The 22,400-nt window shown below is 43.2% G+C and carries 22 protein-coding genes; 15 read left to right on the forward strand and 7 right to left on the reverse strand.

Annotated elements, in window-relative coordinates; translation table 11 throughout:
- Position 1 precedes the first annotated feature (1 nt).
- The 7 genes from B3J29_RS13990 (at position 2) to B3J29_RS14020 (ending at position 7,253) form a co-directional block, all read left to right on the forward strand.
- On the forward strand, positions 2–1,225 hold the full coding sequence (locus tag B3J29_RS13990; protein ID WP_125279409.1) for an SfnB family sulfur acquisition oxidoreductase: 1,224 nt from the start codon (positions 2–4) through the stop codon (positions 1,223–1,225).
- Positions 1,225–2,640, forward strand: a complete 1,416-nt coding sequence (locus B3J29_RS13995) for an LLM class flavin-dependent oxidoreductase (protein ID WP_125279408.1) — start codon at positions 1,225–1,227, stop codon at positions 2,638–2,640. Before B3J29_RS13990 ends, B3J29_RS13995 begins: the two co-directional genes overlap by 1 nt.
- Before the next feature lie 28 nt (positions 2,641–2,668).
- Complete coding sequence (locus B3J29_RS14000) at positions 2,669–3,499, forward strand: MetQ/NlpA family ABC transporter substrate-binding protein (protein WP_125279407.1); 831 nt, start codon at positions 2,669–2,671, stop codon at positions 3,497–3,499.
- A 10-nt stretch (positions 3,500–3,509) separates the two neighbouring features.
- A complete protein-coding gene (locus B3J29_RS14005) occupies positions 3,510–4,580 on the forward strand; it encodes a methionine ABC transporter ATP-binding protein (RefSeq protein ID WP_125279406.1) in 1,071 nt (356 codons plus the stop codon).
- On the forward strand, positions 4,561–5,220 hold the full coding sequence (locus B3J29_RS14010; protein ID WP_125279405.1) for a methionine ABC transporter permease: 660 nt from the start codon (positions 4,561–4,563) through the stop codon (positions 5,218–5,220). The genes B3J29_RS14005 and B3J29_RS14010 overlap by 20 nt, the downstream gene beginning before the upstream one ends.
- Positions 5,221–5,331: 111 nt before the next feature.
- On the forward strand, positions 5,332–6,423 hold the full coding sequence (gene ychF / locus B3J29_RS14015) for a redox-regulated ATPase YchF (protein ID WP_005236355.1): 1,092 nt from the start codon (positions 5,332–5,334) through the stop codon (positions 6,421–6,423).
- A gap of 215 nt (positions 6,424–6,638) precedes the next feature.
- Entirely contained in the window at positions 6,639–7,253 is a 615-nt protein-coding gene (locus B3J29_RS14020) for a superoxide dismutase (RefSeq protein ID WP_125279404.1), read from the forward strand.
- Positions 7,254–7,781: 528 nt separating this feature from the next.
- Here the strand turns inward: B3J29_RS14020 and B3J29_RS14025 are convergent.
- The gene (locus tag B3J29_RS14025) at positions 7,782–8,276 is read right to left on the reverse strand and encodes a hypothetical protein (RefSeq protein WP_125279403.1); all 495 of its coding nucleotides are present in this window, start codon (positions 8,274–8,276) and stop codon (positions 7,782–7,784) included.
- A 126-nt stretch (positions 8,277–8,402) separates the two neighbouring features.
- On the opposite strand from B3J29_RS14025, the gene B3J29_RS14030 reads away from it, so the two are divergent.
- The 6 genes from B3J29_RS14030 (at position 8,403) to dapC (ending at position 15,426) form a co-directional block, all read left to right on the forward strand.
- Complete coding sequence (locus tag B3J29_RS14030) at positions 8,403–9,131, forward strand: AzlC family ABC transporter permease (protein ID WP_171431276.1); 729 nt, start codon at positions 8,403–8,405, stop codon at positions 9,129–9,131.
- On the forward strand, positions 9,128–9,475 hold the full coding sequence (gene ygaH / locus B3J29_RS14035) for an L-valine transporter subunit YgaH (protein WP_034170697.1): 348 nt from the start codon (positions 9,128–9,130) through the stop codon (positions 9,473–9,475). The genes B3J29_RS14030 and ygaH overlap by 4 nt, the downstream gene beginning before the upstream one ends.
- 244 nt (positions 9,476–9,719) lie before the next feature.
- Positions 9,720–9,947: a hypothetical protein gene (locus B3J29_RS14040; RefSeq protein ID WP_286965958.1), complete on the forward strand. Its 228-nt coding sequence runs from the start codon at positions 9,720–9,722 to the stop codon at positions 9,945–9,947.
- Between the two features lie 382 nt (positions 9,948–10,329).
- Complete coding sequence (purT, locus tag B3J29_RS14045; protein ID WP_171431275.1) at positions 10,330–11,544, forward strand: formate-dependent phosphoribosylglycinamide formyltransferase; 1,215 nt, start codon at positions 10,330–10,332, stop codon at positions 11,542–11,544.
- Positions 11,545–11,567: 23 nt separating this feature from the next.
- Entirely contained in the window at positions 11,568–14,234 is a 2,667-nt protein-coding gene (gene glnD, locus B3J29_RS14050; RefSeq protein ID WP_005236380.1) for a [protein-PII] uridylyltransferase, read from the forward strand.
- Between the two features lie 22 nt (positions 14,235–14,256).
- A complete protein-coding gene (gene dapC / locus B3J29_RS14055) occupies positions 14,257–15,426 on the forward strand; it encodes a succinyldiaminopimelate transaminase (RefSeq protein ID WP_214002076.1) in 1,170 nt (389 codons plus the stop codon).
- Positions 15,427–15,557: 131 nt separating this feature from the next.
- Here dapC and B3J29_RS14060 read toward each other — a convergent pair whose 3' ends face one another.
- Together B3J29_RS14060 and msrB are read right to left on the reverse strand one after the other, a co-directional pair.
- Positions 15,558–16,034 carry a glutathione peroxidase gene (locus B3J29_RS14060; RefSeq protein ID WP_004784130.1) on the reverse strand — a complete coding sequence of 159 codons (477 nt, stop codon included), beginning with the start codon at positions 16,032–16,034 and terminating at the stop codon, positions 15,558–15,560.
- Entirely contained in the window at positions 16,031–16,450 is a 420-nt protein-coding gene (msrB, locus tag B3J29_RS14065) for a peptide-methionine (R)-S-oxide reductase MsrB (RefSeq protein WP_125279399.1), read from the reverse strand. Before msrB ends, B3J29_RS14060 begins: the two co-directional genes overlap by 4 nt.
- A 152-nt stretch (positions 16,451–16,602) precedes the next feature.
- Between msrB and B3J29_RS14070 the strand changes: the two genes are divergently transcribed.
- Complete coding sequence (locus B3J29_RS14070) at positions 16,603–17,838, forward strand: pyridoxal phosphate-dependent aminotransferase (RefSeq protein WP_004784132.1); 1,236 nt, start codon at positions 16,603–16,605, stop codon at positions 17,836–17,838.
- A 208-nt stretch (positions 17,839–18,046) separates the two neighbouring features.
- Positions 18,047–19,258: a YbfB/YjiJ family MFS transporter gene (locus B3J29_RS14075; protein ID WP_034170700.1), complete on the forward strand. Its 1,212-nt coding sequence runs from the start codon at positions 18,047–18,049 to the stop codon at positions 19,256–19,258.
- 70 nt (positions 19,259–19,328) lie between these two features.
- Here B3J29_RS14075 and B3J29_RS14080 read toward each other — a convergent pair whose 3' ends face one another.
- The 4 genes from B3J29_RS14080 to B3J29_RS14095 form a co-directional block, all read right to left on the reverse strand.
- Positions 19,329–20,045 (reverse strand): SGNH hydrolase domain-containing protein, encoded by a 717-nt coding sequence (locus B3J29_RS14080; protein WP_264673485.1) that lies wholly within the window; start codon positions 20,043–20,045, stop codon positions 19,329–19,331.
- 19 nt (positions 20,046–20,064) lie between these two features.
- On the reverse strand, positions 20,065–21,318 hold the full coding sequence (locus tag B3J29_RS14085; RefSeq protein ID WP_004784135.1) for an acyltransferase family protein: 1,254 nt from the start codon (positions 21,316–21,318) through the stop codon (positions 20,065–20,067).
- Positions 21,319–21,406: 88 nt separating this feature from the next.
- On the reverse strand, positions 21,407–21,958 hold the full coding sequence (locus B3J29_RS14090) for a M23 family metallopeptidase (protein WP_034170701.1): 552 nt from the start codon (positions 21,956–21,958) through the stop codon (positions 21,407–21,409).
- 172 nt (positions 21,959–22,130) lie between these two features.
- Positions 22,131–22,259, reverse strand: a complete 129-nt coding sequence (locus B3J29_RS14095) for a hypothetical protein (RefSeq protein WP_004784138.1) — start codon at positions 22,257–22,259, stop codon at positions 22,131–22,133.
- Positions 22,260–22,400: the final 141 nt, after the last annotated feature.

The raw sequence follows: 22,400 nt of genomic DNA on the forward strand, positions 1-22,400 counted from the left end.
CATGACTTCATTTCAAAACATTAGTCCATTGCAGTCAGAACAGCTGGCACATGCGCACATCATCAAATCTGATGAAGAAGCACTAGAAATTGCCCGTAATCTGGCTGAACAGTTCAAGATTAATGCGGTACAGCGTGATGCCGAACGTATTCTTCCTTTCGAAGAAATCGAGGCTTATAGCCAGTCCGGACTCTGGGCGATTACTGTACCTAAAGAATATGGTGGTGCAGAAGTGTCTAGCTATACCGTAGCGCAAGTGATTGCCTTAATGAGCGGTGTCGATGGCTCGATTGGTCAGATTCCGCAAAACCATTTCTATGGTCTGGAAATCCTGCGTAATAACGGCACCGAAGAACAAAAACATAAACTCTATGCCGAAGTGCTAAAAGGCGCCCGTTTCGGTAATGCCCTGGCTGAGTTCAAGACCAAGACTGCCGTACAACGCCAGACTGCAATCCGCAAGACCGAGCAAGGCTATGTCATTAACGGCGAAAAATTCTATTGCACCGGCAGCCTGTTTGCGCACCGCATCCCAACATTGGTCGTAGATGAAAACGAGCAGCAATTCTTGGTTTTTGTGCTACGTGACAGCGAAGGTCTCACCTTGATTGATGACTGGAGCGGTTTTGGCCAGCGTACCACGGGCAGTGGTACAGTGAAATTCGATAACGTACACGTGCTTGAAGAAGATGTGGTGCGTTTTGATACAGCCTATTCCCACCCAACCATTTCCGGACCTTTTGCACAATTGCTGCATGCTTCCATTGAAACCGGCATTGCCCGTGCTGCATTTAAGGAAACCTTAAACCGTGTACGTCAGGCGCGTCCCTGGATTGATTCGGGTGTGGACAAAGCCACCGATGATCCGCTGACCAAACTCGAACTGGGTCGTGTGATCGCTGATGTGCGTGCTTCTGAAGTGTTACTGAAACAGGCAGCCCGTTCTGTCGATGCAGCTAAAGCCGATCCGACTGAAGCTAGGGTTGCCAAAGCCTCTCTGGATGTAGCCAAGGCCCGTGCGCACAGTAGTGAAACTGCATTAAAAGCATCATCAAAACTAATTGAATTGGCTGGCAGTCGTGGTAGCCAACGCGAAGATGGTCTGGATCGTTTCTGGCGTAATGCCCGCGTACATACCCTGCACGATGCTTCGCGCTGGAAATATTATTTTATTGCCAATTATTTACTGAATGGTGTTCTGCCTCCACGCCGAGGGACATTGTAATGACAATTACAACGACTAATCCAAAAGCGAAAAAAATCTTACTGAACGCCTTTGATATGAACTGTGTGGGACATATTAATCATGGCTTGTGGACTCATCCGAGGGATGAATCGCATCGCTTTAATGAGCTGAGTTACTGGACCGATCTGGCAAAAACATTAGAACTAGGATTGTTTGATGGTCTGTTTATTGCCGACATCACCGGAGTCTATGATGTCTACCAGAATGGGATTGACCTGACGTTAAAAGAATCAATCCAGTTACCAAGCCATGATCCAAGCACCCTCGTGTCTGCCATGGCAGCCATGACCCACCATCTTGGTTTTGGCGTTACAGTCAATCTCAGCTATGAGTCGCCATATCAGTTCGCCCGCCGTTTTGCCAGTCTGGATCACCTGACTAATGGTCGTATCGGCTGGAATATCGTGACAGGTTATCTGGACAGTGCGCAGCGCCTGATTGGTGAAAATGGCCTGAAAGACCATGACCTGCGCTATGAACAGGCCGAGGAATTTTTACAGCTATGCTACAAATTCTGGGAAGGCTCCTGGGAAGATGATGCTGTGCTGAAAGACAAGCAGCAACGTATCTTTACTGATCCAGCCAAGGTGCACCAGGTCAATCATCAGGGTCAATTTTATCGTAGCCAGGGCGTGTTCCAGGTTTCACCTTCTGTTCAACGTACGCCTGTGCTGTTCCAAGCCGGTGCTTCACCACGGGGTATGGCCTTTGCTACTCAACATACTGAAGGCATGTTTATTGGTGGTGATCATCCGGACAAGATTAAAAAACAGGTTGATCAGATTCGTCGTCAAGCGGTTGAACAAGGCCGTGATCCTGAAGCGATCAAGATTTTTGTCGGCATTACCGTGGTCACTGCAGCAACGGATGAACTAGCACAGCAAAAGCTGGATGAATATCGCGCCTATGCCAGCCCTGAAGCAGGTCTTGCACATTATTCCAGCTCAGTTGGCATTGACCTGTCCAAATTTGCTGATGATGAACCAATTCCTTACAAGAAGACCAACAGTATTGCGACGGTTAATGACAAATTTAAAGAGCAGCAGATCACACCGAATGACCTGAAAGCCCAGCATGTGCTGGGTGGTCGTTATCCACTGATCGTGGGCAGTGGCGCAACGGTGGCAGAAAAACTGATTCAGCTGATTGATGAAACCGGGATAGATGGCTTCAACCTGACTCGCACGGTTGCACCTGAATCGCATCTGGATTTTATCCATTTTGTTATTCCTGAATTACAGCAACGCGGACGCTATAAGACTGAATATGAACAAGGCAGTTTCAGACACAAGCTGTTCCAGCAAGGAGACCGCTTATCCAGCGCACATCCAGTGCAGCAATTCCGATGTCAAAGCTCCGCCTCAACAGCGAACACGAACCTAAAGCAAAAATAATCAGCATAAATTTATTTTGAGGTGCAACATGGCACAAACCGTTAAAACAAAATTCACCGTTATTGGGGTGATTATTGCCGCCGTCATTATCGGACTGGTGGTGTGGAACCAGCAAAAGAAATCTGGTTCGGATGAACTGGTGATTGGGATCAGCCCATCTTTTGCTAAGCCTTTACAGGTCGCAGCAGAAGAAGCCAGACAGCAAGGTGTGAATGTCAAACTGGTCGAGTTCTCGGACTGGAATACACCGAATATCACCCTGAATCATGGCGATATTGATGCCAACTTCTTCCAGCATCAGCCATTTTTGGATAATGCCAAGAAAGAAACTGATTTTAAAATCAAGGCATTTGCCAAAGGTGCAGCGACTCACGTTGGCCTGTATTCCAAGAAAATTAACAGTCTGGATGAGTTAAAAGACGGCGCAAAAGTGGTGGTGCCAAATGATCCAGTCAATCAGGGACGTGCGCTACTGTTATTGCAACAGGCTAAACTGGTGACACTGAAAGATCCTAACAACCACCTGTCCAGTCTGAAAGATATTGCAGCGAATCCAAAGAACCTGCAGTTTGTTGAAGTTGAAGGTCCACAAACCGCACGTGCCATTGATGATGTTGATCTGGCATTTGGCTATCCACACTACCTACGTCTGGCTAAAACAGCTGATCCAGAACAAGCGTTGTTATTTGACTCTAGCAAAGACAACCGTTATGCGATCCTGTTTGCCGTACGTGAGGACTATCAGGACAAAAATGACAAGCTGAAAAAATTTGTTGAAATCTATCAGAACTCACCTCGCGTGAAGGAAGCATTAGATGCTGACTTTGGTGCGAAGCTCTGGTTCCCGGGCTGGAAATAAGGAGAATACTATGGTGAGTTTTGGTTCTCAGGTGGCGTTTTCCGTCCCGTATATCAAAATCCGCAACCTGAATAAATACTATGAGGTACAAGGCAAATCGGTACATGCCTTAAAAAACATCAACTTAGATATTCCTGAAAGTAAAATTTTCGGGATTATCGGGAAAAGTGGCGCGGGGAAATCTTCGCTGTTACGCACTTTGAATGGTCTGGAACAGATCAGTGAGGGTTATATCCATATCCATCAACAAGATCTGGCTGGGCTCACCCATGCTGAACTGATCCAGTTACGTCAGCGCATTGGCATGATCTTCCAGCACTTCAACCTGATGTCTGCCAAAACCGTATGGGAAAATGTGGCATTACCTTTAAAAGTCGCGAATTATAAAAAATCAGACATTGATGCGCGTGTAAACGAAGTAATGCAACTGGTAGGCTTAAGCGAAAAAGCGCAGAACTACCCTTCTCAGTTATCCGGCGGACAAAAGCAGCGTGTCGGCATTGCCCGTGCGCTGGTGCATCATCCGGAAATTCTACTCTGTGATGAAGCCACTTCTGCACTAGACCCAGAAAGCACTTCAGTGGTGCTGTCTTTATTGAAAGAAATCAACCAGAAACTTGGCATCACTATTATACTAATCACCCATGAGATGCAGGTCATTCGTGAAATCTGCGATCAAGTCGTCGTAATTGAAAAAGGTGAAATTGTTGAATCCGGTGAAGTCTGGTCAGTATTCTCTAATCCTCAGCAGCAGATTACCCAAGAACTGCTGAATCTGGAACAACTGGAACTTCCATTTGCCATTAGTCCTGAAGTAACCGCGGATACCACGCATAGCATTGTCAAACTGCGCTATGCCTCCAGTGTTCAGCATTCACCAAATTTAAAGGTAATTTTTGAACAGTTTGATCATCCGGTTCATCTCTATCAAAGTCATATCGACAGCATCCAGAATCATCTGGTCGGTAGCCTGATTGTCGCGGTTGCTGATCTGAATCTGGACACGGACTTACTTCAGCAAAAATTAAAACAACACATTGCACAAATTGAGGTGATTGGCTATGCACGACCAACTCATTGATTTATTACTGACAGGAACTACTGATACCCTACTCATGGTCGGTGTATCCGCGATCGTTGCCTTTTTAATTGGCTTACCAATGGCGGTAGTGTTAGTCAGTACGTCTGAACATGGTATTTACCCATCTAAACCCATTAATCAGGCTTTGGGCTGGGTTGTGAATATTACCCGTTCGGTGCCTTTCCTGATTTTGATGGTGGCGCTGATTCCTATTACCCGCTGGATTGTGGGGACCAGCTATGGTGTCTGGGCAGCCGTTGTACCTTTAACCTTAGCGGCGACTCCTTTCTTTGCCCGGATTGCTGAAGTAAGCCTACGTGAAGTCGATCAGGGGCTGATAGAAGCGGCTCAAGCAATTGGCTGTAACCGTAAGCAGATTATCTGGCATGTGGTATTGCCTGAAGCTTTACCGGAGATTGTGGCTGGTTTTACCGTCACTTTGGTGACCATGATTAACTCCTCGGCGATTGCCGGTGCGATCGGTGCAGGTGGATTGGGTGATATCGCCTATCGTTATGGCTATCAGCGTTTTGATATGCAGATCATGCTAGCCGTGATTGTGGTGCTGGTAATTCTGGTCATGCTAGTTCAGGCCACTGGTGACACCCTATCGAATCAGCTCGATAAACGTAAAATTTAAAGACATCTATTTCATAAGTTTTCAACAAAGCATCCAGCCATGACCTGACTTTGTCATGGCTTTCATGTAAAATCACTGGCAATTTTTATATAACGCTTTGTGAGTTATTTCATGGGTTTTAATTGTGGTATTGTAGGCCTGCCTAACGTTGGTAAATCTACGCTTTTCAATGCATTAACTAAAGCTGCAATTGCTGCGGAAAACTTCCCATTCTGTACGATTGAACCAAACACCGGTATCGTGCCTGTGCCTGATCCACGCCTGGACAAACTTGCTGAAATCGTAAAACCACAACGCGTGGTACCAACTACCATGGAATTCGTGGACATCGCGGGTCTGGTTGCTGGTGCATCTAAAGGCGAAGGTCTGGGTAATCAGTTCCTGGCGAATATCCGTGAAACGGATGCAATTGCTCATGTTGTCCGTTGTTTCGAAGATGAAAACGTGATTCACGTCAACGGTAAAATTGATCCGCTTGATGATATCGCAACGATTAACACTGAACTTGCTCTAGCTGATCTTGAAACTGTGACTAAAGCAGTGACTCGTTTGGCGAAGTCTGCCAAAGGTGGCGATAAAGAAGCTGTAGCCACTAAAGCCGTTCTAGAAAAAATCCTACCTCTTCTAGATGAAGGCAAACCTGCCCGTGCAGCAAATCTGGATGATGACGAACGTAAACTGGTTCGTGGCTTTGGTCTATTAACACTTAAACCAACCATGTACATCGCTAACGTGGCAGAAGACGGTTTTGAAAACAACCCGCACCTCGATGCGGTACGTGAACTGGCAGCTGCTGAAAATGCAATCGTGGTTCCACTTTGCAACCAGATCGAAGCTGAAATTTCATTGCTTGAAGATGAAGACCGTGCCGAATTCCTGGAAGCAATGGATATGGAAGAGCCAGGTCTGAACGTAGTAATCCGCGCAGGTTATTCACTGCTTGGCCTACAAACTTACTTCACTGCCGGTGTACAGGAAGTTCGCGCCTGGACGGTTAAAGTCGGCGCTACTGCGCCTCAAGCAGCGGGTGTCATTCACACTGACTTCGAAAAAGGCTTCATTCGCGCAGAATGTATTGCTTATGATGACTTCGTACAGTACAACGGCGAAGCTGGCGCCAAAGAAGCAGGTAAATGGCGTCTAGAGGGTAAAACTTATATCGTTCAGGACGGTGACGTTCTGCACTTCCGTTTCAACGTATAAGTTGAAGCCAAAGAACGGCCCCGATCATTCGGGGCTTTTTTGTTACCAAATTTGGCTTCTTGCTATTTTCATACGCATCTTTACACCTTATTTATAAAAACCATACCCCACAACATAAATGATAATAATTCTCATTGTATTTAATACAACACAAGCGTATTTTAAAATTTAGTCGAAAATTCCACTCACTTAATCACGCTTAAGGACAATTAAAAATGAGCTATACCCTTCCCGAACTCCCTTATGCTTATGATGCATTGGAACCGCATATTGATGCTAAAACCATGGAAATCCATCATACCAAACATCATCAAACTTATATCAACAACATCAATGCAGGTATTGAAGGCACAGAATGGGAAGATCTTTCTGTGGAAGAGCTGGTGAGCAAAGCCAATCAGGTACCTGAAGATTTGAAAAATAATGTGATTAATAATGGTGGCGGTCATGCCAACCATTCCCTGTTCTGGACAGTAATGAGTCCAGATGGTGGGGGCAATCCTCAAGGTGAAATTGCACAGGCGATCGACAAGGAGCTTGGCGGCTTTGAAGCCTTTAAAGAAGCTTTTACCAAAGCAGCCCTGACCCGTTTTGGTAGCGGATGGGCCTGGCTCAGCGTAGCACCTGATCAAACCATTATCATAGAAAGCAGTGCCAATCAGGACTCACCACTCATGCATGGCAATACTCCGATTCTAGGTCTGGATGTCTGGGAACATGCGTACTATTTGAAATACCAGAACCGTCGTCCTGAATATATTGCCGCTTTCTTTAATGTGGTGAACTGGAAGGAAGTGAATCGCCGTTATCTGGAAGCACTTTCAATATAAATGAATACAGTAGGACGAAATCTCATGTCTTGGCACTCTTTACGCTTGATCTGCGGCCTCAGTATTCTTTTGGGCGGAGCAGTGTTGTATCTAGAACGTCTGTTCATGTTGCTTTAAGACATGATCGTCTAACTGTATGGGAAGCCTTATTCTGAGGCTTCTTTTATTTTTTGCTGTTTGAATTTTCTATAGGGAGATGGATTTAAAATTTAAGAACGCAATTCACAAACATTGACGCTATCAAAGCCATTGGTACATGATGCTACTTCACACGCATGAGAAGCTTGTACTGCACTTACTAAAACAGCACTTATACTTATCGCTAAAAACAATTTATTTAACATTTAAAATTACTCCGAAAATTAACTTTTATCTATAAATCGCTTTATTATTAGGCAATTATAGGACTTTTTTAATGCCTCAGGGCAATATTTCTTGATTTTAATTATTTTTTATTTATATAAATAGAATCGTTTTTTATAACAAAAAAGCGGAACCGAAGTTCCGCCTGAAGATTATAAAACCCGATTAAGACTGTTCAGCTACTGCATTACCTTTCTGCTTTGGATCAGTATTTCCCAGTTCAGGATGAGCAATTGCTCCCTGACATTGCTGTTTATCACGCTCATAGTCGGCCTGTCTCTGTGCCACGCTACTGCTATTTTCAACGGTGCTACGTGCCCAGATTTCCAGACTGGTTAAAGCCTTACGACATAAGGCATATTTTCCTTCCGTCACTGAGTCAGTCATTTTCACATTAATGCGCCAGTCAGTACTTAATTTACGGGCCGGTTGACGCACCTGAGCATCAATCTGCTCCATTTCCTTGTTATAGACCAGCGGATCGACTTCATTCATGAGTTGCCATGCAGCATTAGCATAAGTTGTTGCATCATTGGAGAGTTTAGGTGCCGCTTTAATTTCGGCCTTTGGCGCTTGACTGTCATTTCCACAAGCTTGAAGAAATAAGGTGCTGCCGATTAAAACACCGACCAGCATTGCACGTGTCTTGAACATCAACATATCAGAATCGCCAGTTAAACATTTCGGCACTATGCTAGTAAATTCGCGTACAATACACAATCTTGATTTAATCCCTGTTTTAACTCTCTCTCAAGGTGTTTTGTGTCTGACCACAATCCAGTAGCGATGCAACCTGCCGGTTTCTGGCAAGGTGCCAAAGATAGCCAGACCATTATATTTACTTACCTTCCGGTCTCCTTTGCCTTTGGCGTTTCTGCCACCCAGTTCGGCTTTACTGCCTGGGAAGCCTTATTTCTGTCCTGCTCCATGTATGCCGGTGCCAGTCAATTTTTAGTTGTAGCTCTACTTGGTAGTGGTACTTCGATCTGGATGACTGCATTGACCGTAATTGCTTTGGACATTCGCCATCTTTTATACGGCCCAGCTTTACAAAACCTGATCCAAGATCGTTTAAACTTAAAGAAAACCGCAGTCTGGGCTTGGGGTCTTACTGATGAAGTCTTTGCTTCAGGTATGATCAAGCTGTCACAACGGCGTCAGGAATGGTCAGAGTCGTGGATGCTCGGTCTGAGTCTGTTTAGCTGGTTATCTTGGGCGACAGGTTCATTTCTAGGCGGCCTATTTGCTGATCAGGTTAGTCATCTGCCACAATTCTTGCAGGCGGCTTTAGATTTCCTTCTACCTGCCCTGTTCTTAAGTTTCTTATTGGCAGCCTTTGAAAAGAAACATACCTTTGTCGTGACCATCACGATTATTGTCTCAGCAGTTGCCTGTTATTTTATCGATCTGTCCGCTGCGATCTTTATCGGTATCAGTTCCGGCATTTTGGCCGGCCTGTTCAAGCACTATGTACTGAAAAAACCAGATCCTGAATATGCAGGAGATCAATCATGAACCTTGAAATTATTTTGGTCGGGATTATTGTCGGAATTGCCAATTTTGCCTCACGTTTTGGTCCTTTCTATGTGATTCAAAAATTTCAGCAGGGTTCGCAAAAACGTGGTACGCTTTGGCTGAAAATCGCTTTGGGTTCGATTGGAATTGCTGCTATCAGTTCCATGCTGGTTGTGGCGACCTTACCACCCTTACTGGAAACGCCAGATAAAAGTTTTGCCATGCTGATCGGTTTTATTGTACTCGCTGGACTATATTTTAAGTTTAAGAAAATCGTCATGGCGACCTTAACTGCTGCTTTAACCTATGGCCTGATTTATACCTATATCCCCATGCCTTTTTAAGCCTTTTAGAAAATTAGAAATCTTATTCAAGACTTATGCTAAATTAAATGCATAAGTCTTTTTGATATAAGAAGAAAAATAAGGAAAATATTGGCATGTTCGAGCCAAAGCAAATGATTGAAGGGAAAATATTTATTCATCATCGACGTGATGAAATGTTGGCTATTTTAACCAGTATGAATTACCCGGCTGCTATTTTGAATGTTTTATCAATGCACAGAATTTTACTGGTCATTTTGTAGAAGTGGTTGCTGAACCCGCAGATCATGTCCGTGTCATTTATATTCAGAAGCATGGCAAAAATAAAATCATTGCCCTCTACAATCAGACTCAACAGGTGATCCATCTGCACCCTAAACAAATCATTTTTAGCCAATGGAGCCTGTTACATAAAGGCATTCCAAATCTCATTTCTGTATTTTGCTTTAGTGTAATTTTACTGTTTTTATTCTTTGCACTTGTCGCAATATAAAATCATCAATTCCATTTTTTCACTGTATTCCTCGATGCACTGCAATTTTCAGGATTTGGTTTATTGCTATGCATATTTGGTTTTATCTGTCCTTTTGTCATTCCCTTTTACGCCTTTAAGAGTATACAAAGTCTGAAACTTCTCCATCAACTTCAGCTCAATGACAAGCAAATTCTGCATATGAAAAAACTCAATCCGCAAAATCGTATTTATGATTTAAACCCTGTGAAAAATAAAGTAAAGCGAACTGCCTGATTTCAGATGCAATTCTCTATAAACTTTTATAAATAAAACTGCTGGCCAATATCACAATTTTGTATGAAACTCGGCTTATCTCGGCATTGAGTTCTGTTATGCTAAAAGTCCATAAAATCAAGCATGGATAATACACATGAACGTGACTATTGGTACTCCTCTTCAATCTTCAGCTTTTAAAGTTCTATTGCTAGGTTCAGGAGAACTAGGTAAGGAAGTGGTGATTTCCTTGCAACGTTTAGGTGTAGAAGTTCATGCTGCAGATCGTTATGCAGATGCTCCTGCCATGCAGGTGGCACATTTTTCTTATGCCTTAAATATGGCAGATGCAGCGGAACTCAAACAGCTCATTCAAAAAATTCAGCCGCATCTTATTGTTCCTGAAATTGAAGCGATTGCAACAGAAGTATTGGTTGAAATTGAAGAACAGAATATTGCCACTGTGATTCCGTCTGCCAAAGCAGTGAACTTGACCATGAACCGTGAAGGCATTCGTCGTCTGGCAGCTGAAGAACTAGGCTTACCGACCTCTGCTTATCGCTTTGCCGATTCTCTGGAATCTTTCCGCGCAGCCTGTGATGACATTGGTTATCCAAACTTTGTGAAACCGGTGATGTCTTCTTCAGGTAAAGGCCAATCTCGCGTGAAAAGCTTTGAAGAAGTTGATGCTGCCTGGGAATATGCGCAAACAGGTGGTCGGGTTAATCAGGGCAAAGTGATTGTGGAATCACAAATTGATTTTGATTTTGAAATTACCCTGCTTACTGTACGGGCTAAGAATCCTCAAACTGGCGAAATCGAAACCTCTTACTGTGATCCAATCGGACATCGTCAGGACTCAGGCGACTATGTAGAAAGCTGGCAACCTCAGCCAATGAGCCCAGCAGCTTTGGAAGAATCAAAACGTATCGCGAATAAAGTCACCACAGCACTGGGCGGTTGCGGTATTTTTGGTGTAGAACTCTTTATCAAAGGCGACAAAGTATGGTTTAGTGAGGTTTCACCTCGCCCGCATGACACTGGTCTGGTTACATTAGCTTCCCAGTTCCAGAGTGAATTTGAACTGCATGCCCGTGCTATTTTAGGCTTACCAGTCAATACGGCTCGCCATAGTGTGGCTGCCAGTGCCGTGATTTACGCAGGTGTCGATGATCGCAACCTTTCATTTTCTGGCCTGAATCTTGCTTTAGCCCATGCCAATACCGATTTACGCCTGTTTGGTAAACCTGAAGGTTTTAAACGCCGCCGTATGGGTGTCGCGACTGCGCGTGCAGAAAGCATTGAACAGGCTCGCGAGCTGGCTCAACAGGTTGCTGACCAAGTTAATGTGAATCAAAATTAAGTAAATACAACGGACCACTGTTCATGATCAATACCTCCCCACTGCTGAATTACATTAAAAGTCACAATGACATCAAAGCGATCAACCAATGGCGTAGCGATGTAGAAAACCAGCTTCAGGAATGTTTTGAAAATGGACAGTCTATCCGTGACATCATTCAGGCCCGTTCCAACCTGATTGATGAGGCTCTGCAATTCCTGTGGAATCATGCTGAACTGGATCAAACCGATTTGGCACTTTTCGCAGTCGGCGGTTATGGCCGCCGCGAAATGCTGCCTTATTCAGATGTCGATATCATGATCCTTTCTGAAGATGATTTCACTCCAGAGCAGGAAAAGCTGATCTCCAGCTTTATTTCCTCTCTTTGGGATGTAGGCAACTTCAAACCGGGCATCAGTGTTCGTACCATCAATGAATGTGTCAATCAGGCCAGCAGCGACCTTACTGTAGCGACGTCCTTGATCGAGGCACGTCTGATTATTGGCAATGAAAATTTGACCAAGTGGCCACGCCGAATCGTTTCACAAACCTGGACCGATAAAACCTTTTTTGATGCGAAAATGGATGAGCAGCACAAACGTTATGCTCAACACAATAATACTGAAAGCAATCTGGAACCGGATATTAAAAATGCACCGGGCGGTATCCGTGATATTAACCAGATTGGCTGGATTGCCAAACGTCATTTCCGCGTTAACCGTATTTATGACCTGGTACATCTGGGCTTTATTTCAGAGTTTGAACTTGCCGTACTCGAAGAAGCTGAAAGCTTTCTCTGGGAAATTCGTCATCATTTACACCGTCTGACCAAGCGCGATGAAAATCGCCTGCTGTTCGATTATCAACGAGATATTGCGGCGATGTTTGGTTATACCCGTGAAGAAGGTCAGTCACCGAACTATCCAATCGAACAGTTTATGAAGCGCTATTACCGTAGCGCACAGCAGGTTTCGACTCTGAATGAAATGCTGCTGGCCTATTTTAATGAATCGGTCATTACTCCGCGTTTACCTCAATATGAACGCCAGATTGAAGAAATTAATGAAAATTTCAAACTGGTCGATGGCAAGTTAGCAGTTCAACATCACAAGATTTTCTCGGAAAAGCCAAGCGCCATTCTGGAAATTTTCTATTTGCTGGCTAATCGTCCTGAAATTGAAGGCATACGTGCCCGTACTTTACGTCTGCTTACTCTGGCAGCTAAACGTATTGATCAGGATTTCCGTGATAATCCGGTACACCAGGCCCTGTTTATGGCCATCATTCGTTCACCGCATCGCCTGTACGAAACGCTAGTTGCGATGAAACGTTATGGTGTTCTGGGCAAATATATTCCGGCTTTCGGACAGATTACCGGCCTGATGCAATATGACCTGTTCCATATCTATACCGTGGATGCACATACCCTGCTCTTGATCCGCAATCTGAACCGCTTCAAAGAACCCGAATTTGCCAAAGAATTCCCAGTGGTCAGCTCCGTGTTCCAGCGCCTAGCACGTCGTGACATTGTTTATCTAGCGGCTATTTTCCATGATATTGCCAAAGGTCGTGGTGGCGATCATAGTGAGCTTGGTGCAGCCGATGCGATTCAGTTCTGCCGTACCCATGGCTTTACCGAACGTGAATGCAATCTGGTTGCCTGGCTGATTGAAAACCATTTGTCCATGTCGGTGACTTCACAGAAAAAAGACATTTCCGATCCGGATGTAGTCAAAGAATTTGCTGAAAAAATGGGCGATATGGAGCATCTGGATTATCTGTACACGCTGACAGTGGCAGATATCAACGCGACCAATCCAAAACTCTGGAATACCTGGCGTTCATCTTTGATGCGTCAGCTTTATACACATGCGCGTGATGTGATCCGTTCAGGTCTCGGCCGTCCGGTTGATTATCAAATGCTGATTGAAGATACCAAATTCGAAGCCAGTGAACGTCTGGTAGAACATTTCTCACTCTATGACGTTGAAAAAGTCTGGCAGGAATTGGGCGATGATTACTTCCTGAAAGAATCTGCCGATGAAATCGCCTGGCATACCCGTGCCATTCTGGAACATGGGGATAATCCTGCACCATTGGTATTAATGCGTGCGCATCGTAAATATGCGCAGGATGCCGTGCAGATCTTCATCTATACCCAAGACAAGCCAAATCTGTTCGCTACCACGGTTGCTGTTCTGGATCGCATGAATCTGGACGTTCAGGATGCCCGGATTATTACCGCGACCAAAGCCTTTAGTCTGGATACCTATGTCGTACTTGACCGTTTTGGCACGCTGCTGACTGACCCAGAACGTGAAGCGACTGTGATTGAAGCCTTACAGGATGCCTTAAGTCATTCTGATGAATATCCAGGTCTGATGCAGCGCCGCATTCCGCGTCAGTTACGTCATTTTGATATTGAAAATACGGTTGATATCACTCTCAATGAGGCTTTAAATCAGAATATGGTGGAAATTGCGACACTTGACCATCCTGGTTTACTTGCGAAAATTGGCGGTTTATTTATGATGCAGGGTCTGGATATTCACTCTGCCAAAATTGCTACGCTTGGCGAACGTGCTGAAGATATTTTCTTTGTCACCAAAAAAGATGGCAGCCCAATGACCCAAACAGAGTCTGACAATTTTGCAGCGGCATTAAAAGCTGCTCTCGATGAGGCCTCACATCAGGTCAATGCTCAACACTAACACACTGCTCGGTAACACATTCATGAACTCTAGCTTGTCTTTATTGCACCCATATCCGTTTGAAAAGTTGAATAAACTTTTCGCGAATACCCAGCCTGCGAATATGCCTTTGATTCCCCTTTCAATTGGTGAACCAAAGCATCCAGCACCCGAGTTCGTGAAACAGGCGATTATCGATAATTTCCAGCATCTATCGACTTATCCGAACAGCAAAGGCTTACCTGAATTACGAGAAAGCATTGCCAACTGGCTGACTCGTCGTTTTAAACTGAATAGCATCAGTGCAGACAGCAATGTATTACCGGTCTCTGGTACCCGTGAAGCAATCTTTTCTTTTGTTCAGGCGCTGATTAATCGTGAAGATGCGCCTTATGTGGTGATGCCAAACCCTTTCTACCAGATTTATGAAGGTGCTACCCTGCTTGCAGGTGCAAAACCTTATTTCATTAACTGTACTGAAGAAAATGATTACTTAGGCGACTTTGATGCAGTTCCGGCTGAAGTCTGGGAAAAAACTGCCCTGTTATTTGTGTGTACACCGGGCAACCCAACAGGTGCTGTTCTTTCTAAAGAGCAGTTTAAAAAGCTGATTGCACTGTCAGACAAATATGATTTTGTCATTGCTTCTGATGAATGCTATTCAGAACTCTGGTTTGATGAAGCACCGACAGGTTTACTGGAAGTGTGTGCCGAGATTGGCCGAGATGACTATAAAAACTGTGTCGTTTTCCATTCTCTATCTAAACGCTCCAACCTGCCAGGCATGCGTTCAGGCTTTGTTGCAGGTGATGCCACTTTACTCAAACCTTATCTGCAATACCGTACTTATCACGGTGCAGCGATGCCGGTGCAACACCAGCTAGCATCAATTACCGCTTGGAATGATGAAGCCCATGTGGAAGAAAACCGGGTACAGTATCGTGCCAAGTTCGATCTGTTCCAGAAAGAATTGGGGCACTTGCTTCCGCTGAAAAAACCGGATGCGGGTTTCTACTATTGGCTCAAAGTGGACAATGATGAAGCTTTTGCCAAAATGTTGATGGAAAAAGCGCATATCAAAGTATTACCAGGCCGTTACCTGTCTCGTGAAACTACACAAGGCAACCCGGGTGAAAATCATGTGCGTCTGGCATTGGTGGCTGATCTGGCCCAATGTGAGCAGGTAATTCAGCGTTTAAAAGCGATTCTTTAATCTTTTAAGACCTAAACACAAATAAAAAAAACCCACTTTCCAGAAGTGGGTTTTTTTATGGATATTGACTACAAATTATTTTTTATTTAACTTATTTTCTATTCATTAGAAATTAGACATTTCAAATAAACTCATAAAACCTTTTCAATTTCTGTTTCGAGATCTTCAGGTTTGGTGGTAGGTGCAAAACGGTTTAATACCTTGCCATCACGACCAATCAGGAATTTGGTAAAATTCCACTTAATACCATTTCCTAGAATTCCTTTAGAATTATTGGTCAAGTAACGGAAGATCGCATGCGCTTCTGGACCTTTAACATCTACCTTGGAAAACATTGGGAAAGAAACCCCATAATTTTTCTGGCAAAATTCACCGATCTGTTCATTTGAACCTGGATCCTGTCCACCAAACTGGTTGCATGGAAAACCTAAAACTTCCAGTCCCTGCTCTTTATATTTCTGGTAAAGCTTTTCCAGACCTGCAAATTGTGGAGTGAAACCACATTTGCTCGCGGTATTTACGATTAAAAGTACTTTTCCTTCATAATCTGCAAGTCGTTTGTTTTTCCCATCTAACAACTCAGCTTCAAACTGATAAATGCTGGTCATGGATAAGTTTCCTCGTCAGTTTTTTCTTGTGTTTGTAATTCTAAAGAGGCTGAGTTTACACAATAACGTAAGCCAGTCGGTTCCGGACCATCCGGGAAAACGTGTCCCAAATGTGCATCACAATGATGACAAATAATTTCTGTTCTCACCATACCATGTGAAGTATCAGGTAATTCTTCTACAACTGAGCTGCTCACAGGACGATAGAAGCTTGGCCAACCGCAACCGCTGTCATATTTAGTGGTTGAAGAAAACAGTGGTGTACCACAGCAACGGCAGACATAAGTCCCTTCCTGTTTTGTATTCCAGTACTTGCCTGTGAATGCCGGTTCAGTTCCTTTTTCACGCGTAATGCGAAACTCTTCTGGTGATAACTCTCTTTGCCATTCCCGGTCTGTTTTATTGAGTTTTCCCATCACTAACTCCTTTAAATCTTTGACATTCAATGTCATGCTTCAGTACTTCCATATTTACGCTAGAGATGAAAAAATTTCTAGCGAAATTTCAGCATAGATTGTGATATTTGCGTAATCTATAGGTTTAACTTAAAAATTAATTGGATGGAATTATGTCCGGTATTGGTAACACCCCCCCTCGCGAGATCAAGAAATCGTCTAAGCTTGAGCATGTTTGCTACGACATTCGCGGACCAGTGTTACGAGCGGCCAACGAGATGGAAGAAGCCGGACATAAAATTATCAAACTGAATATCGGAAATCCCGCCCCATTCGGCTTTGAAGCCCCGCAAGAAATCATTAATGATGTTGCACTGAACCTGCCAAATGCGATTGGCTATACAGATTCCAAAGGAATTTTCCCGGCACGTAAAGCGATCTGTCAGTATTATCAGCAAAAAGGCATTCTGGATATGCACGTGAACGACGTGTATGTTGGCAATGGCGTATCTGAGCTGATCGTGATGGCGATGCAAGGCCTGCTGGATGACGGCGATGAAATGCTGATTCCAATGCCGGATTATCCATTATGGACTGCAGCAGTGAACCTGTCTGGCGGTACTGCGATTCACTATAAATGTGATGAAGAAGATCACTGGTATCCAGATATTGCGGATATGGAAAGCAAAATCACGCCAAATACCCGCGGGATCGTGATTATCAACCCGAATAACCCGACTGGTTCGGTTTATCCGCGTCATGTATTACAGCAAATCGTGGATCTGGCGAAGAAATATGATCTGATCCTGTTTGCAGACGAAATCTATGACAAAATCGTTTACGATGGCATTGAACATGTTTCAGTAGCTTCGCTTGCAGGCAAGCAATTATGTGTATCGTTCAACGGTTTATCTAAGGCCTATCGTATTGCTGGCTATCGCTCAGGCTGGATGGCGATTACTGGTGATAAATCACGTGCAATGGACTACATTGAAGGCCTGGATATGCTGGCTTCAATGCGTCTTTGCGCGAATCATCAAGCACAATATGCAATTCAGACTGCACTCGGTGGCTATCAGTCTATTAATGACTTGATCCGCCCAGGTGGCCGTCTATATGAACAGCGTAATATTGCCTGGGAAATGCTAAACGAGATTCCGGGGGTATCTTGTGTGAAACCGGAAGGTGCGATGTACTGTTTCCCTCGTCTTGATCCAGAAATCTATCCGGTTGAGGATGACGAAAAACTGATGCTTGATCTGTTACGTGCCGAGAAAGTTCTATTGGTTCAAGGTACTGGTTTCAACTGGCCAACACCGGATCATTTCCGTGTGGTATTCCTGCCAGCAGAAAATGAACTGCGTGAAGCGATTACCCGTTTAGGCCGTTTCCTGGCAAAAATGCGTTAATTTATAAAAGTTAACTCAAAAAACCGCATTTATGAATGCGGTTTTTTATTGTTTAAAAATTTCCGCGACAAGCTTTATAGATATTTAAAAAGAGGTATGCTGTTAATCTAGAGTTTCTTTTCTCAATAAAATCTATTCAGCCTTTTCTCCTTTAGCTTGATGATTCATGCTATTTTTTGAACAAATATAAAACTTCAAGAGTATATGGATGTCCTCAAATACGGTCAAGCTTAGTCTTTTTCTCTGCCTGAGCATGTGCTTAGGCATCGGCATTCTGCGTTTTTCCTATACTGCCCTGTTACCTGGTACACGTGAAGCCTTTGTCTGGAGCGCGAGTTTTGCCAGCCTTTTGGGTAGTGCCAATCTACTGGGTTATTTAATGGGTGCTTTTGCAGCGATGCGCTTGCCTCAAGATCGAAGCATGAGTACCTATATCCAGCTTGCTGCAATAGCTGGAATGGTTAGCTTATTCTGTTGCGCTTTTTCAGGGTTTTCTGAAATCTGGTATATCAGCTGGCGCGTGATCTCCGGTATCAGTGGTGGTCTGCTCATGATTTTGTCACCAAGTGTCGTGGCTCAGTGCTGCGATTTAAAAGACCGTTTTAAGATCAATTTTATTGGTTTTAGCGGAATTGGATTGGGGGTTTTACTAGCTACACTGTTTTTACCTTATCTTGACCAGATTTCCATACGTACGGCCTGGCTGATCTTATGTGGGTTTGCCCTGATGATTTGTATCTGCTTAAGCCTACTGATACAACAATTTAAACCCTATCTAGCTAAACAATCTGTTTCTCATGCTGCTCAAGTACCTTTAAATACAGTCTTTTATAGTTTACTGGCGGTTTATGCCTGTAGTGCATTTGCCTATATTCCGCATTCCCTGTTCTGGATTGACTATCTCAGCCATGAACTAGGATTAAGCTTATTCTGGATTAACTTTAACTGGATTCTATATGGTTTGGGCAGTGCCTTAGGTGCTTTTTCTGCCTATATTCTGGCAAGAAAATTTGGCAATTTTACCGCCTTAAAGATTCTTTATAGTGTGTATATTCTGGCGATTTTCATCGCGACTTTAAATGCTAACCCGTTCCTCACTTTCAGTTCTTCTTTTTTTACCGGAATGTTGAATCCCGCTGTGGTTTTCCTCACCTCTTATACCATTTTGCAACTGTATGGACTGGCCTATAAAAAGCTCTGGAGTATTGCGACTCTATGTTTTGCCTCTGTTCAGCTGATTGGTGGATTAAGTTTTAGCGCCCTGCAATATCTTGGATTGAACTATCATCAACAGTTTATGCTGGCTGCTTTAGTTTTATTAGGGGGAACATTACAACTGTTCTGGAATACACGTTCTTCCAAATATAAGATGGATGAGCAACCGCAACCGGTTTCTGTTCAAGAAGAAAGAATTAAATAAAGATTAAAATCAGTCAATGACCCAAATCCCAAGGAATAGGACCACGTCATTAAACGTGGTTTTATTCCATTTAATCTTTTTTCAAATCTTTAAGCGGATTACCAAACTGTTTTAGATATTCAACGCCCAATTGCCGTGAACCCTGATCATTAAGATGATTATCATCTTTAAAACGATACAAAGGCACATCATTCAACATCGTTTTACATGCCTGCTGATCACAGATGACTTTGGTTGGATCAATAATTTTTAATTGTGGATATTTCAGTTTTGCTTCTGCCAGAATCTGATTGAATTGCTTTAAATGTGCTTCATAACTTTTTCGAGAAACTGTACATGAAGCGTCTCGATGAAGAATCTCTTTACGAATATTACAATCAGATGGAATCCCTTCCCAGTCTAGATGTGGTACATCATTAATTAGCACCACCTGATCACTAGATTGATGGGCAATTTCTAAGGCTTTCATCAAGCCTGCTCTAAATATCTCTTCCTCAGTATGATGGACACTATCTTTAAGTTTTACATCATCGTCAAAATACTGCGCATAAGAACCCGCCAGAATAATCATTGGATAATGGGTTTCTTTAAGATGCGCAGTAATAGCATCATTACGTTTTTGGAATTTGGTCAATTCTTTCCATTGATTCAACTTTAATTCAAATCGCTGTACATCTGGCAGATAAAAGGTTGAGCTTTGCGTAACGTCATAACCGCGTAAATCAGCATCCTTTGCCCATTCATCCAGCATTGCTGTGTAGGCATTGGCATGCGAATCGCCAATCAACAGGAAATCAATATCTTCTTTAGATTGTCCTAAGACACAATCCTGAGCATTGGGTAAAACATATTGGATCCGCAGTATCCATGCAGTTACTACGAATCACATGTGCATACGTGTGTAATGCTTCCTGTTTGTCATGCACCGATTTTGGAAAACGCTCCGGGAAACCTTCATGTGTTTTGATGGTTTGGGCGATCGCAATAAAACTGACTGCAGGTAACATAAATCCAAGAATAATCACTTTATAATTTGCAGCCATCACAAAGCGTTTCAGTGGTGTTTCAGTCAGTTTATAAGTCAGAAATGCACATATAAGTGATAGAAAAACAATAATAATCTGATTTTCCAGATTCAAGGGCAGCATATAAATGCCAAAGAACACGATGATTGGCCAGTGCCATAGATACAGAGGATATGAAATCTTGCCAATCCAGGTACTAAGACGATTACTCAGTAATAAATTACTTGAAGATATAGATTGTCCCAGATAAATAATGAGTGCCGTTGCAAGACACGGGATCAATGCCATCAGTCCTGGGAATGGGGTTTGCTGATCAAAATAAATTGCAGTTGCAAATAGAACACTTACTCCAGCCCAGACCAATCCCTGTAATAGTTTTTTTGGCAGATTCAGTTTTGGCAAGCAGCTAATCAATGCGCCAATCAATAACTCAAACGCTCGTACCGGCATGCTATAGTAAACTTTGGCTGGATTATGAGTCAGTTGCTGCTGGGCGTATATAACTAAAGCGACAATAAATACACTAATAACAAGCCAAAGATATTTACGTGAGGTTCTACTCAAGAATAGCCATAGCAAGAGCGGCCAGAAAATATAAAACTGCTCTTCTACGCCCAATGACCATAAATGCAACAAAGGCACATTTTCTACATTCGGACTGAAATAATCTCCCACCTCATTTCGCATATACAGATTGGCAATGAGCACAGTGGCATACATGACGCTTTTAAAATATTCCGTCAGCTCACCCGGCAACATCACCTGCCAAGCAATCAGGCTGACAATTGCCAGTACAGTAAAATATGCAGGTGCCAGACGGATCACCCGTTTCTTATAAAACCGTGCAATTGAAAATTGCTGCAACTCAATATCGCGCTTCAAAATGGTCGTAATGAGATAACCGGAAATGACAAAGAAAATATCAACACCAATATAGCCGCCAGAAAATAGTGACCAGCCGAGGTGATTGAAAATGACCAATGATACTGCAATCGCTCTCAGGCCATCGATATCTGGTCGATAAGCAAAACTCATAAAAACAGGAAAAACGGGAGATACGCTATTTTATGCTTTTCATTCTTTAGATGGCGATCTTTTACATTTTTTTTACATTCACCTGCGCTTATTCCAATTCTTCTACCTTTAAATAAGGATAAGGATTGGTCGCACCTTCCCCACTGAGATAAATCCCATAATGCAAATGTGGTGGTGTATTTTTCGCATTACCGGTATTGCCGACATAGGCAATGATTTCACCTGCTTCTACCCAGTCTCCTTCCTGAATATGTTCAGCATAATCATCTAGATGAGCATAATAATGTTGGCTTAAATTCGGGCCAGTAATCCAGATAACTTTACCGCCCAAATTATTGGTTCCAATCTTACGGACGATCCCTTGGGTCGCACTGACTACCGGTGTTCCCCGTTTAGCAAAAATATCAGTCCCCTCATGTTTGCGACCTTCACTCCGTGCTCCACCCCAAGTATCCTGAATCTGGCGAGGTTTTACTCCTTGTACAGGAATTTCTACTGGTCTAATCAGCTCAGCTTTTTTTAATTGCCAATAGAGGTAGGGACTTTTCCAGCCCGCTGGTTCACCTGATGGCGGTGGCTGACAGGCAGTAAGTAATATGCTTAAGGAAAATATTAAAAGCAGGATTCTGGGAATTTTCACAATAGCTCGCTTAGCTGTTTAATGAGGAGTTCGTTTTATCTTAAGGAATACACAGAAATTTAAAGTCAAAATCCTGTTATTTTTAGTGATGTTTTTTCCCAATTGTTTTTCGAAAACAGTCTTAAAAATAGCAAAACCCTCAGCTGAGGGTTTTGTTGAATCAGTTTAAATCTTATTTACGCTTTTTCGCACGGGATGGTTTAGAGGGTTGTTGCTGTTGCTGTTGTTGCTCTTCATTCTGAGCACTGTCCTTTTTATCCTTTTGCTGAACCTGCTTATGTTTTGCTCTTGACTTAGCCATAGCATAAACTCCTTTAGAGAACTGTCTCTATCACTGGAAGTTGCATTAATCACTCTAACCTTTATATAAAATAAGCCAATCGCTGAGCTGTATCTAAATACGTCAATGTAAAAGCATCTTTATTAAGTGATTCAATTCTGA

The sequence above is a fragment of the Acinetobacter sp. UBA5984 genome, assembly GCF_002429925.1.
Classification (GTDB): domain Bacteria; phylum Pseudomonadota; class Gammaproteobacteria; order Pseudomonadales; family Moraxellaceae; genus Acinetobacter; species Acinetobacter variabilis.